At 42.1% G+C, this 13,887-nt stretch carries 11 protein-coding genes; 6 read left to right on the top strand and 5 right to left on the bottom strand.

Annotated elements, in window-relative coordinates:
* Nucleotides 1-110: 110 nt before the first annotated feature.
* Nucleotides 111-2,519, top strand: coding sequence for a TonB-dependent receptor plug domain-containing protein (locus tag KXV15_RS05160; protein WP_240007085.1), 2,409 nt, complete (start codon nt 111-113; stop codon nt 2,517-2,519).
* A gap of 3 nt (nt 2,520-2,522) precedes the next feature.
* Nucleotides 2,523-3,743: an aminotransferase class V-fold PLP-dependent enzyme gene (locus tag KXV15_RS05155; RefSeq protein WP_240007084.1), complete on the top strand. Its 1,221-nt coding sequence runs from the start codon at nt 2,523-2,525 to the stop codon at nt 3,741-3,743.
* 40 nt (nt 3,744-3,783) lie between these two features.
* On the opposite strand, the gene grpE is transcribed toward KXV15_RS05155, so the two are convergent.
* Together grpE and hrcA are read right to left on the bottom strand one after the other, a co-directional pair.
* Nucleotides 3,784-4,377: a nucleotide exchange factor GrpE gene (gene grpE, locus KXV15_RS05150; RefSeq protein WP_240007083.1), complete on the bottom strand. Its 594-nt coding sequence runs from the start codon at nt 4,375-4,377 to the stop codon at nt 3,784-3,786.
* A 47-nt stretch (nt 4,378-4,424) separates the two neighbouring features.
* Entirely contained in the window at nt 4,425-5,531 is a 1,107-nt protein-coding gene (gene hrcA / locus KXV15_RS05145; RefSeq protein WP_240007082.1) for a heat-inducible transcriptional repressor HrcA, read from the bottom strand.
* Between the two features lie 147 nt (nt 5,532-5,678).
* Here hrcA and rsfS point away from each other — a divergent pair, with 147 nt between their 5' ends.
* The 4 genes from rsfS to KXV15_RS05125 all read left to right on the top strand — a co-directional run bounded on the left by rsfS (nt 5,679) and on the right by KXV15_RS05125 (nt 9,299).
* Nucleotides 5,679-6,074 (top strand): ribosome silencing factor, encoded by a 396-nt coding sequence (gene rsfS / locus KXV15_RS05140; RefSeq protein ID WP_240007081.1) that lies wholly within the window; start codon nt 5,679-5,681, stop codon nt 6,072-6,074.
* Complete coding sequence (rlmH, locus tag KXV15_RS05135) at nt 6,071-6,547, top strand: 23S rRNA (pseudouridine(1915)-N(3))-methyltransferase RlmH (protein WP_240007080.1); 477 nt, start codon at nt 6,071-6,073, stop codon at nt 6,545-6,547. The genes rsfS and rlmH overlap by 4 nt, the downstream gene beginning before the upstream one ends.
* Nucleotides 6,548-6,553: 6 nt before the next feature.
* Nucleotides 6,554-7,741 carry a murein hydrolase activator EnvC family protein gene (locus KXV15_RS05130; RefSeq protein WP_240007079.1) on the top strand — a complete coding sequence of 396 codons (1,188 nt, stop codon included), beginning with the start codon at nt 6,554-6,556 and terminating at the stop codon, nt 7,739-7,741.
* A 79-nt stretch (nt 7,742-7,820) separates the two neighbouring features.
* Entirely contained in the window at nt 7,821-9,299 is a 1,479-nt protein-coding gene (locus KXV15_RS05125) for a S41 family peptidase (RefSeq protein WP_240007078.1), read from the top strand.
* A 48-nt stretch (nt 9,300-9,347) separates the two neighbouring features.
* On the opposite strand, the gene KXV15_RS05120 is transcribed toward KXV15_RS05125, so the two are convergent.
* From KXV15_RS05120 to KXV15_RS05110, 3 genes are all read right to left on the bottom strand, one after another.
* A complete protein-coding gene (locus tag KXV15_RS05120; RefSeq protein ID WP_240007077.1) occupies nt 9,348-11,408 on the bottom strand; it encodes a methyl-accepting chemotaxis protein in 2,061 nt (686 codons plus the stop codon).
* A gap of 285 nt (nt 11,409-11,693) precedes the next feature.
* The gene (locus KXV15_RS05115; protein ID WP_240007076.1) at nt 11,694-12,821 is read right to left on the bottom strand and encodes a pectinesterase family protein; all 1,128 of its coding nucleotides are present in this window, start codon (nt 12,819-12,821) and stop codon (nt 11,694-11,696) included.
* Nucleotides 12,822-12,832: 11 nt separating this feature from the next.
* Nucleotides 12,833-13,795 (bottom strand): alpha/beta hydrolase, encoded by a 963-nt coding sequence (locus tag KXV15_RS05110; protein ID WP_240007075.1) that lies wholly within the window; start codon nt 13,793-13,795, stop codon nt 12,833-12,835.
* Nucleotides 13,796-13,887: the final 92 nt, after the last annotated feature.

Raw genomic sequence — 13,887 nt, 5'->3', positions numbered from 1 at the left:
TCTAACCATCATTCAATTGTTAAATTTGGTTAATAATACCGCCTCAATTTCAAACTGCATTTTTCAGATAATTTTCTCAAATTAATCAATGCATAAAATTGGGGTATAAAATGAATCATAGAACGAGGTTTAAACTATTTTCATCGGTTGCGATTTTACCAATCGTGGCATTTACAAACATTGCATATGCCGATGAATCCAAGCCAAACAACGATGACCAAACAGTTATCGTAACTGGCACGCGCGAAAAAAGCAGAACAAAATTCGACAGCTTGACCCCAATTGACGTTGTTTCAGGCAAGGCCATTCAAGATGGCGCATCAAGTGAGCTTGCAGATAATTTGGCGCAAGTAATTCCGTCATTTAACGTGCATAAACTTCCGTCATCTGATGGCTTACAATTTATTCGTCCAGCGCATTTACGCGGGCTTTCATCCGACCAAACATTAGTTTTGATTAATGGCAAGCGTTTTCACCGTTCTTCATTTTTAGGACAAAGGGGCGCACAAGGCCCAGACCTTAGCAAGATTGCATCTTTTGGCGTTGGCCGTATTGAAGTTCTGCGTGATGGCGCATCTGCACAATATGGCTCGGATGCCATTGCCGGCGTAATAAACGTCCAACTTGATAATAAAACTGGTTTTTCATCATACATCCAAGGTTCACAATATTTTGAAGGTGATGGCGATACCACACGCGTTGGCGTAAAAGGCGGTGTTGAAATTGGCCAAGGCGGCTATTTGAACGGCGTAATGGAATATGGCAAAGCGGCAATGACTTCGCGCACAAATCAACGCGCGGATGCAATTGCTTTTGAAGCGGCTAATCCGGGAATAAAACTACCAAATCCAGTACAACATTGGGGTTCACCCGATACTGAAAACTATAATTACGCAATAAATTTTGCATATCCCATTGCAAATAATGGTGAATTTTACGGCTTCTCGACTTTTGCCAATGGCAAAGGCATTAACGATATAAATTGGCGTATCCCAAGCGCAACTTCAAACGCCAGTGTTTATAAAACTGTTGCGGCTTTCCCCGGTTGGAACCTGCTTTCAGTTTACCCATTGGGCTTCACCCCACGTGAACAAGCAAAATATAGTGATTATCAATCTGTATTAGGGATGAAATCATCCATCGGCGATAATTTCAATTGGGATATCAGCGTTTCCGATGGGCAAAACAAAACCGATTTTTATCTATATAATTCAATCAATGCTTCTTTGGGTCCATCGTCTCCATATAATTTCTTTTTAGGCACACAGATACAACATGAAACCAATTTGAATGCCGATGGTGTTTATAAATTAAACGTTTCATCATTGCCAGAACCAGTAAATATCGCATTCGGTCTTGAACGCCGCCAAGAAGAATATACCGTTCAACAGGGCGACAAGGCATCATATGAAGTCGGCCCAGGTGCGCAATACGGGCTTGCTGTTGGTTCAAACGGCTTCCCAGGTTTTAGTGACCTTCAAGCAGGCAATTGGAAACAAATTAGTAATGCCGCATATATTGACCTTGAAAGCAACCTCACAAAAGCATGGTCAATTGGCGCGGCCGCTCGTTATGAAGACTTTGACACATTCGGCAGCACAACAAATGGCAAAATTTCTAGCCGTTATGAAATAATGCCAAACCTTGCCGTTCGTGCATCTTATTCAACTGGCTTCCGTGCGCCAACAGTTGGTCAGGTAAATTCTCTTAGCACCTCACAAGGTCTTGATACCACAACTTTGCAATTATTTACCACGGGCCGGATTGCACCAACCAACCCAATCGCAATTGCTTTGGGCGCAAAACCCCTTGAACCTGAAAAATCCAAAAACCTAAGCGCGGGCGTAGTTTGGAATACTGATATAGGGCTTTCCGGATCTATTGATGCATACCGCGTTGATGTTGATAATCGTATTTCGTCTTCGTCAACAATTAAGCTTAGCGATGCACAAAAGGCCGCCTTGGTTGCACAGGGTTTAAGTGGTGCCAGCACTTATACTTCTATTTACTGGTTCACCAATGATTATGATACACGCACCGAAGGCGTTGATGTAGTAACCACCTATACCAACGAACTTTTTGGCGGAAAATTCAACCTCATTGGCGCCTATAATTATAACAAAACATCAATTCGTGGTGGCTCATTAAATGCCAGCCCAACCCAAAAAAGATTGTTTGAAGAAAACCTTCCTAAAAACAATGCAACAATAACCGCTAATTATTCTCTTGGTGCATTCGAGTATCAGTTAAGAGGACGCTATTACGGCAAATGGACAGATTCAAGCGGCAACTCGACCGGTGATATTTTCCAAGAATTTGGTGCAATAACCTTTCTTGATGCATCGGTAACTTATAATATTAATTCAAAATTCTCGATTAAAATCGCTGGTGAGAATATTCTTGATACATATCCAGATAAAGCGCTTTATCAGGCTTCACGCGGTATTGTTTATTCTCGAAATGCACCATACGATAGTTATGGCGGGCAGTATTATGTTCGCTTTAACATAAAGTATTAATTAATGAAAAGACGCGAACTTTTGGGATTAAGTGCGGGGTTTATGGCAAGCCCCGCATTTGCCGCACCACAAAATAAAGACGATTGGGAAAAAATCGCCGCACTTTATCCAAAGCGAATGGAAAAGATTATAAATCTTGAATATGGCGGCTTTGGGCAAATGCCAATTTTGGTGCAAGAAAAGTTCGCCCAATATAGCGAAAAAATCAATCGCCAAGGCACGTATTTTGTTCGCCGCGAATTTTATTCATATTATCAGATTTTGCGTGAAAAAATTGCGCGAATGATAAATGCCGACGCTTCTGAAATTGCGATAACTCGTAATGCAACTGAATCCATGCAGGCCCTAATTTCTGGCTTTAATCAGCTAAATCCAGGGGATGCAGTTATTTATAGCGACCACGATTATGAAAACATGCAAACCGTTATGGAATGGTTGAAAACACGGCGCGGCGTTGATGTTATAAAAATCGCGCTTCCATACCCTGCAACTTTTCAAAATCTGATTGATGCCTATGAAACAGCATTCAAGGCCAATCCGAAAACAAAAATGGTATTATTAACCCACTTGTCGCACCGTGATGGTCTTGTGCTGCCCATAAAAGAAATCATCGAAATGGCACGCCATTATGGTATTCATGCCCTTGTTGACAGCGCAAAGGCAATGGGACTGACGCCAATTGATGTAAAGGCACAAGGAATAGATTTTGCGGGCCTTAACCTACATAAATGGGTTGGCGCGCCTTTGGGTGTCGGCGCACTTTATATCAAGAAAGACAAAATCGATTTAATTGACCGTTTTTTAGGTGAAATTCCGAACGAAAAAGATCCAATAAGTTCGCGTATCCATACCGGAACCGCAAATTATGCCGCGCAATTGGCGGCAATTGATGCCATTGATTTACATAATGAAATTGGAATTGATAGAATTAATAAGCGTCTTAAATATCTGCGAAACCTGTGGGTCGAACCTTTAGAAAGTTCCAAAAAGACCATTGTTATCACACCAGATGATGACAGATTAAACGCAGGTATTTCTTCGTTTCGTTTAAAAGATGATAATTCACCCGCCGCACATGCCGCATTGGTACAAAAATTACTAAATGAATATGGTATTTTTAGCGTGCTTAGGGTTGGATTAAATGCGGGGGCATGCATTCGCATTACCCCCGGCGTTAATTCAACAGAACAAGATATAAAAACGCTTGTAAAAGCTATTTCCTAATTTGCTTCAAATAATCTTCTAATTTGCTTCAAATTAATTTCTAATTTGCTTCGCCGGCACTTACGGCAACCATTGCCGCACGCAATACACGACCATTTAGTGTGAAGCCAGGTTGGAAAACCTCGGCGATATGGTCTTTTTGGATTGCGCTTGGAATTTGCGCAACTGCTTGATGAAGGTTCGGGTCAAATTTTTCGCCCTGAATTCCGACTTTTTGAACATTATTACGCTCTAGAACCGCGAATAATTCTTTTTCAGTAAGTTCAATACCCTCAACAAAGCTGGTGAAAGAACCATCTGCACGTTGGTCATCGGTAATTGCGCCCAATGCACGACCCAAAGTGTCAGCGATTGGCAATAAATCGCGCGCGAATTTTTCGATACCATATGCGCGGGCGTCAGATTTTTCTTTTTCGGCACGGCGGCGCACATTTTCAGACTCCGCCAAAGCACGAAGGGCGGCATCTTTAAGACCCGCAATTTCCGCACGAGCAGCTTCTAACTCTTCTTCAAGTGATTTTCCGGTCGCCTGTGCAGTTTCCGTATCAGCATCATCCGCAGACAAACAAACTTCGTTGTCTTCAACATTTAATGCTTCTTCATTTTCAATTTCACTTTTTTCCTGTTCAGACATATCTGCTTCCCAATTAACAATAATACTTGCTTAAATAGTGTGGTTTTTTAGAATTTCACCCCTGGGGCGGCAATTAATCTGCGTTTTTCCATCATCTTTGACAGTAATCTTGCAGTATAATCAACAATTGGAATGATGCGGGCGTAATTTATGCGGGTTGGCCCAATTACACCAAGTGCGCCCACCACGCGGTTCTGCCCGTCAACATAGGGCGCGGCGATTAATGCCGAACCCGAAAGCGCAAACAATGGGTTTTCCGAGCCAATGAATAATTTAACCGCCGCACCGTCTTTTGCGGCATCAAGCAATTGGATTAAATCGCGCTTTTTCTCTAATTCATCAAAAAGCACCTGCACACGTTCCAAATCCATATTCAAATCTGCATTTTTCAAAAGATTTGAACGCCCGCGAACAATTAATGTGCGATCATCATTATAAACATTGCCCGACCACAGGGCAAAACCATCATTAATCAGCCTTTGGGTAATTTCATCTAATTCGCGCTGGTTTTTTTGCAATTCACTATTAATCAGAACAATTGCCTCGGAGAATGTGCGCCCGACAAGATGGTGATTTAAAAAATTAGTAGTTTCCTGAAGCTGTGATGCGGTAAAGCCATATGGCACGTCAATTAGACGATTTTCAACCTGCCCATCATCAAAAACCAAAACCACAAGGGTTTGATTGGGGGATATTTTTACAAATTCAACGTGGGTAATTGCACTTTCTCGTTTTGGCGTGGTTACAAGCCCTGCCCCACCGGCAATTCCCGATAACATGCTTGAAACCTCGGAAAGTGCGTTGGATATGTCGTCACCCGCCTCGCTAAATCTTTGGTCAATGGCGATTTTATCTTGTTCTTTAATTTGGCTGGCTTCTAAAAGGCCATCAACAAAAAACCGAAGCCCTTGGTGGGTTGGGCTTCTGCCCGCGCTAATATGTTGGGCGTCAAGTAATCCAAGCCCCGCCAAATCCGCCATTGTATTGCGGATGGTTGCAGGCGAAAGCCCAATTCCCTTTTGGCTAAGGGTGCGTGAACCCACTGGCTCACCAGTTTCAATATAAGTCTCGACAATTTCGCGAAAGATTTGCCTTGCGCGCTCATCAAGATCTTGAACCCCATTATTTAGCAATTTATTCAATTCGCCAACCATATCTCTTTAAAAAGAAGCACGCTTATTTTAGTGAAAAAACAAGGTAAAATGCAAGTTCACAAACCATAAAATAAAAATACTTTGTAAAATTGTGACTTATATATTATTCTATGTGGCATAAAAACAATTTTATAAGAAAGGTTTGTTTTGCAAAGTTCCTTAAATCCCGAAAACTCGGGTTCAGTTTCTGATAAAGCCACGCGATTAAAGCAGTTGCAGGATGTTATTATTTCATCACTTGATGAAGACAAAGCAGAAGATGTTTTATGCATCGATTTAGAGGGTAAAAGCTCTATTGCCGATAAAATGATTATTGCATCAGGTCGTTCAGGACGACATGTTGCGGCACTGGCCGACCATATTTCAAAAAAAGTAAAAGAATTGGGCTTTGGCAAAGTAAAGGTGCAAGGGCTTCCAAACGCTGATTGGGTTCTTATCGATGCCGGTGATATTATCACCCATATTTTCAAACCAGAAGTTCGTGCCTTTTATGATATTGAACGTATCTGGGCCGATGGACAAACATTATTGGGCAAAGCGTGAAAATAAGCATTTACGCAATCGGCAAATATAAAAAAGATTTGCCGGAAATGGATTTATGTCTGGATTATTTAAAGCGCGCCGAAGTTATGGGGCGCGCTTTTGGTATTACGGCTTGTGAAATCCGCGAATTTGACACCAAATTAAAAGATGCCAACCCCAAGCGAGAGAGTGAATTATTGCTTTCGGCATTGCCAGACGGCGCATATTTAATTTGCCTTGACGAACGCGGCAAAAATTTGGGTTCAGAAGAATTTGCCGAAAATATAGAAAAACTTAAAGATAATGGTGTAAGAGAGATAATCTTTGCAATTGGTGGTGCCGAAGGGCATTCGCAAGAATTTAAATCGCGCGCTGATTTACAATTATCTTTTGGAAAAATGACATGGCCGCATAAATTAGTGCGCGCAATGGCAGGCGAGCAGATTTATCGTTCAGTATCCATAATTGCCAAGACACCTTATCATAAGGCATAATTAATTATGGTCGAAAAGCATAGAATCACTAAGGCGCTTGCATTTGCATTGCTCATATTGGGCAATACGATGCCTTCGTCTTTGATTTTTGCCCAAAACGCCCAAAATAATTCAACAAAAAGCGAAATTGACCGCCTTGAGCAAGAGAAGCAAACCCGCGAACAGCGTGTAAAAGCACTTGAGCAAAATGCAGATAATGCCGTCAAAGAGGTCAATGAATTACAACAAAGACTGGTTCAGGCTGCGGTTGACCGCGATACTGCTGAACGCAATGTCGAAAAATCGGTTACGAAACTTACAACCCTTCGCCAACAAGAACAACTCGCCAATAATCAGCTTTTGGCACGGCGCGAAGCCTTGGAAAATGTGGTTGTTGCCCTTATCGCCATAGAACAAGATAGGCCACCTGCCCTTGCGGTGAAACCACAAAACGCCACAGAGGCGGCACGGGTGGCAATTTTAATGCGCCTTATTGCACCACAATTAAATGCACGTGCGCAACAAATTTCAAGTGAAATCGGTAATTTGCGCCAATTGCGTGAAAATATTCTGATGTCCAATGACGAATATCGCAAGGCCAATACCTATTTACAAAATTCAAAACAAACCATTGCGGTTTTGATTGCGCAGCGCCGTCTTTTAGAAGTTAAATTGCGCAAAGATGCGGCCGGTGAAAAACAAGTAATTGCGCAAATTGCCGCCAAGGCACAATCACTACGTGACCTCATTAGCCGCGTTGGTGAAGCCGTAAACAATATGGGTGGCAACCTTAATGGTTCGGCATTTGCACGCAATTTCGAAAGCCAAAAAGGCAATCTTACGCGCCCAGTACTTGGCATAACTATGCAAAATTATGGTGCACGCCTTTCCGAAGGTGGAACCGCAAGCGGAATGACCATAAGAACCAGACAAGCAGCACAAGTAATGTCGCCCTATGATGGCAAGGTGGAGTTTTCCGCACCATTCCGTTCATATGGCAAGGTTGTCATTATAAATGTTGGCGGTGATTACCGTGTTGTTCTTGCCGGAATGGGGGAAATCTATGTCGAAGCCGGGCAAGAAATTCTTGCGGGCGAACCAATCGGCGAAATGGCAGCAGACGGGCGGGTAATTCCTGATCTTTATGTTGAATTTCGCAAAGGCAACACTACTTTTAATCCGTCACCATGGTTTCGTAAGGATACTAACGGCTAAAACATAATCATAAATAGATTTAACTTTATTGTATTGTGCAAATGAATATATTATGTTGCAACAATTATCGGAGCGTTTAATGCAAACAGGGCAGACCCAACAGGAAAAAACTACAACTAATAATAAATCCAAATTTCGTTGGTGGATTATACCGGTTATTGCCGGCTCTGTTGGTGTGGGCGCAATATTAGGCGGTGGCGCGGTTGCGTGGTCGGATTCTGAAACAAATTTCACGCAATCATCAGAAAATCGTGAGGCTACTTTACACCAACTAAACATTTTTGCTGATGTTTTGGCGCGTGTAAATACCGATTATGTTGTTCAACCAAAGCAGGATGAGCTTATCGATTCGGCGATTAATGGCATGCTGTCATCGCTTGACCCGCATTCAAGCTTTATGAACGCCAAAGAATTTAACAATATGCAAACCTCGACCCGTGGTGAATACGGTGGTCTTGGTCTTGAAGTTACTTCGGATGCCGGAAGCGTGAAAGTGATTTCACCTATGGATGGCTCACCTGGTCAAAAAGCTGGCATCAAAGCGGGTGATAGAATTATTGCGATTGACGGCAAAAACATCGTTGGCATGCCACTTGATGATGCGGTTGAGCAAATGCGCGGGAAACCTGGCACCTCAATTGATTTAACCATTTCACGCGAAGGCACAGAGGGGCCAATCGTATTGAAGTTAAAACGTGAAATCATCGTATTGCACGCCGTTACTTCACGTGTTGAGGGTGATATTGGTTATATTCGTATTTCAACCTTTGTGAATGAAAATACTTCTAAAGAAGTTGATAAAGCGCTTGATGACATTCAACGCAAATTGGGTGGCAATGTAAAAGGCATTATTCTTGACCTTCGTAACAACGGTGGTGGTCTTCTTGATCAGGCGGTTGAGGTTTCGGATATATTCATGGATCGCGGTGAAATTGTTTCAACCCGTGGCCGTCGTCCTGAACAGATTGAACGTTATTACGGCAATGCCGGTGAGAAAATGGCCGGTGTTCCGTTGGTAATTCTTACCAATGAAGGCACTGCATCGGCGTCTGAAATCGTTGCGGGCGCATTACAAGACAGAAAACGTGCGGTTATTTTCGGCACAACTTCATTCGGTAAAGGTTCAGTGCAAACCGTTATCCCACTTTCTGGCGGTAAAGATGGCGCATTACGCCTTACTACTGCGAAATATTACACGCCTTCTGGTCGCTCTATTCAAGGGGCGGGCATCAAACCTGATATTGAAGTTTCTGGCATTCGCCTAACCGACAAGGATATTGAACGCCGTAAAGCTGAATTCCGTTTTGAGGAAGATTTACCAAATGCGCTGAACAATGATTCCGGCGCAAAACGCGAACAGCCACATATGCCAAAAGATATGCCTCCAGAAAATTGGAACAAAGATAAGGATTATGTGCTTGATCGCGCAATTGCCTTTATCCACGCTGGCATGCCAAAAGGTGGATTGGTGCAAACCGCCGACGCACAAAAACCGGCGGCAAAGAAACCGGAAACTGGTAAACAAGTTCCAACACCAGTTAAAGTTCCAATGAAATAATGGTTTAACCTAAATTAAAAAGCCCCCGAAATCGGGGGCTTTTTTTATTTATGCGACATCTTTTAGAGGGCCATTGCGCAACATATCGACAAACTTATTAATCTCAAACGATAATAATTTTGCCTGCTCTGCTACTTCGGCAGAGTTTTGTTCAACCACAATTGCCGTATTACCTGTTTCGCCGATAATCAAACTAACTTCGCCAACCGATGATGATAATTCACGAGTATAGCTTGCGGCATGAGCCGCAGATTGTGAAATTTCATTGGTGGCAAGGCTTTGCTGTTCCACCGATGCCGCAATTGCAACCGTGGCACTATCAATTTGTTGCATAATATCGGCAACCTGTTTGACAATTGCCGACGTATTGCCAGTTTTATGTTGAATATCGCCAATCTGGCTGCGAATTTTCTCGGTGGCTGCGAATGTTTGCTCGGAAAGTTGTTTAACCTCTTGTGCCACCACAGAAAAGCCACGCCCCGCATCGCCTGCACGTGCTGCCTCGATTGTCGCATTTAGGGCAAGAAGGTTGGTTTGTTCGGCAATATCTTGAATTAATGAGATTATATCACCAATATTATCGGCAAGGCTTGAAAGAACCAAAATCTCGCCGGCAGAAGTTTCAGCCAGTTTTTGCGCTTGGGAAATAATATTTGCCGCCTCGGTAATTTGGTGCTTGATTTCATTAATTGAGCTCGACATCTCCTCGGATGCGGCGGCAACAGTTTGCACATTTTCGGCGCTAGAATTTGAAGATACATTTGCGGCATCGGCCTGTGTAATCGCAACATTTGCCATATTTCGCAGACCATGTGACGCCTCTTCAAGCTGTGCCATTTTTTGCGAAGTTATGTTCAATGTATTTCTTGAATTGTCGTGAAATTCTTCAAGCATTTTTATAATATGCTGATTATGCGCTTGTTTTTCACTTTCCGCGCGATTGGCAATTTGCCCCAATCTCTCACGTTCAAGTGCATTTTCACGGAATTTATGCAATGCTAACGCCATCTGCCCTACTTCGGTTTTTGGGCTATGGTTTGGAATATTTATATCAAGCCGTCCGGCGGCAAGCATATTCATTGCCGCTGCCATTTCAACGACTGGACCGCTAACTTGATTGCCAAGTAATTTGCCGCCAATCAAACCAGCCACCATAACGATAATACCACCCAATGCCAAAAGCATAATCGTTAAATTCGCCGAACCAAGCAGCACTGATTTAGGTGTGTTGATGATAAGGCGCCATTCATTATTTCCATCCACCTTAACAGGTAAATCAGTAATAAGGCTTTTCGAAGTGCTTTTAAACTTTACACCACCCTTTTCCATTTTAAGCTTTAGATCGGCAATTGGCTTTCCAACATTTGCGGGGTTATTGTCGGCAATTACAATCCCGCCGCCAATCAAAGTAATATTTGATTGTTTATATGGGCGTTTTTCAACAATTTCGCGCGACAAATCGGTTAATAACAAATCATTCCCCGCAACCCCGATAACCTTGCCATCACGAATAATCGGTGCAGCCGTTGACGCCATTAATTTATTGACAGATGTATCGACATAAGGGTCAATTACCGTGCTTTTGCCAAGGCTTTCTGGTATTTTATAATAGTCATTTTCATAATCACCATTGGCATCATAAGTAGCCAAGTCATTACTTTCGACAATTGTATCGTTTTCACCACGCACCCAATAAGGTGAGAAAATCCCATTCTTCTCACTACCATCAACTGCGGGTGTTGCATTTGCCGCCCCACCCAACTCACTGGGACGCATAACAACCCATGCCCCAAAAACGCTTTTAGGGGCATTTTGTAATGATGCCTTGTCCAGTTCATTTAGAAATGCACGGTCGTTTGATTTTCCATTTTGCTCTTTTACTGCTAATGCAACCGCTTCAGAGCGTGCAATTGATTGCGCAAAGAATGATTTTATAAACTCTGAGGTTTTTTCACCATTAACAACAGTATTGGTTTTTGCTTGTTGTAAAGATGTATCATAAAGCCGCCAACCAATAATAAGTAAAAAGCATAGAATAGACGCTATGATGGAGGCACTTATACCAAATGTTATTTTTGTTGTAAGTTTTAGGTCGGACAAAGAACGCATTTTATTTGCCTATTATTTAATCATTTTTTTAGTGGCAAATTAATTACCTTTCTTAAGGTTAATTATTTATGTAAAAATTTGGCGCTAAAACGTGGATTTTGCGCATTTTTATGCAAAAGTTTGCATAAAAAATATTGCGACATACATCATTGTTTTTATTGCATTTTATAAAACAAAAACACAAAGAACCTTAAAAAATAATGCTAATTTCACAATAAAATTACAGCGCCAAACCCTTTACCTTTTGGTAACCAGCAACACCCAGCAAGTATATTATTTGTGCAACTATTTCCAATCCTTGAAAAACATTGTGCGAATTTCACCGATATTCGTGTTGCCCCTCCACTTTATCCCAATATCTATATGTCGCGCGCCCGGACCATATGAATTTATTTCTGAAAAACGAGATGATTGCGCGGTGAAAATTGCGGTCTTGCTGCCATCTCTTGCCGTGCCATTCATAAAAGTCCAATGTTCTGGATTAATGTGCGCATCCATATAGCAATCAATAAAAGACGCCTGCCCCACAGCATTTGGATCGGCATAACGACCATCGTCAAATTTTGTGGTTGGATGCCACGGCCGCCCCAAGGCAACGGAATTATCTGGCACACCGTCTTCGCGAACAATTTTTGAACGGTAAATAATTATTCCTAATTCTTGGGAAATTTGCGTTGATGGCGCAGTGATAAAGGATTGGTATTCACCCTCTTTAAAACTTGCGGCGCGTTTACGGCTTTCGATTATGGAATCTTCTATTAAAACACTACCATTGCCAAAAATGAAATCAACATTGCCAGAGATTTTGCTATTTTTAATATAAACACGCTTACCATTAGCAAACAAAGTATCTTGATAGCCTTCTATTGAAGAATTTTCGATTTTTACTCTATCGCTATCAACATCTAAAAGAAGGGCAACCGCCTGTGAGTTGGAGACTTTTTTTGCATCCCCATCGGCAAGTGCATCATTTGCAAGAAAATCATATGTGTTTTCAATTTTAATGCCCGAAACATCAACATCTTTTGCATTTATCATAAGTGTTGCAGAACCCGGTGTCCCCCATTTATTACGGTGATAAACACCTGCGGTCTGGGCAAAGGCGTCATAATACAAACGTGTTTTTGCACTACCTTGGCCATGCAGTTTTAATTTATCGCGGCTGATTACGATCTTTTCGTAATAATCCCCTTCTCCGACATCAATATTTACCCATTTATCGGGCGCTTCTTTGGTTGCCGCATCAAGTGCTGATTGAATATTATTAAAGCAATTTGCAAGCGTGCCGCAGTCTTTCTTCACGTAAAAATTGGCACCATTATGGCTCGGCATACTGGCACAGCCAGCAACCAACAAAAGTGACGCGAAAATTAATTGTGGAGTTTTGACAATTATATTTTGATTTCGTTTCATCATAAATCCAATCATTTTGCTGTTTCCGCAGAAAGGAAGCCATCAATCTTGTCTGCAATTTTGCCCAAATACGGCTCAAAAAGCCATATATCGTGTGGTGTATCTTTGAATTCGTAATAATCATTGCGAATTTTTAAGCTATTAAGGGTTTGAAAAACCTCTTCTTTGCCAGCAGTAAAACGTTCAATCCCACTACTAATTATAAGGGTTGGCGGTGAATTTTTGCCAAGATGGGTTGTGGCGCTCGCCTCGTGCCATTTATTTGGCACTTGCTCCATTGAGCCACCTAGCCATTTGGCGGCAACAGATTTACTTTTGGCGGCATTTTCATATTTAAGTGCAAGCGGGGTGGTAAAATCCAAAACCCCATCAAGGTCGATTAAGGCACTTACTTTGGTGTCTTGCCCCGCCTCTTTGAACAAGTCTGTATCATAAGTATAGGCAATAAGCGCCGCCATCTGCCCGCCCGATGATGCGCCACCAATTGCGAGTTCGTTTTTATCAAAATCAAATTCGGCGGCGTGCGATTTTGCCCAAACTATCGCATTATTAATATCAAAGAGACCAGCAGGATAACCAATTTCTGGCGACAATCGATATTCGGGTATAAAGACCACATAACCCTTTTGCGCCATACGGTTTGCAAGGTTATAAAAATGCGACTTGCTACCAGAGCGCCACGCGCCACCATGCACCAAAAGAATTGCCTTGTGCTTATTAATATTTGGCGGGGGAAGAAATGTATCAATCCGAAGTTCGCGAGTGCCAATCTTTTCATACCTCTGGTCAAAATAGACTTTTTGCCCAGCCATAAATTCAGTTACCGGCCATTCGATACCCGCATATTTATCCTTATAGCCATCATAACGCTGCGAGATGGTGTAACTATCATCAAGCGGGCGCACATTATCCGGTTTGGTGGCACACGAACAAAGCGTTACCAAGGAAAGTAAGATTAAAGATGGCTTTAACATGGCGTTCATTCCCGAATGAATTATTTATCTATAAGTCTGCCGGTTTGAAATATATCTCCAAACCGGCAGCAAGTTTATAGGGAAAATTTAAT

This window comes from Pseudaquidulcibacter saccharophilus (assembly GCF_019455445.1).
In the GTDB taxonomy this organism is placed as follows: domain Bacteria; phylum Pseudomonadota; class Alphaproteobacteria; order Caulobacterales; family Aquidulcibacteraceae; genus Pseudaquidulcibacter; species Pseudaquidulcibacter saccharophilus.
Note: the sequence above shows the minus strand (reverse complement) of the source record. Positions and strands in the feature narration are given on the sequence as shown.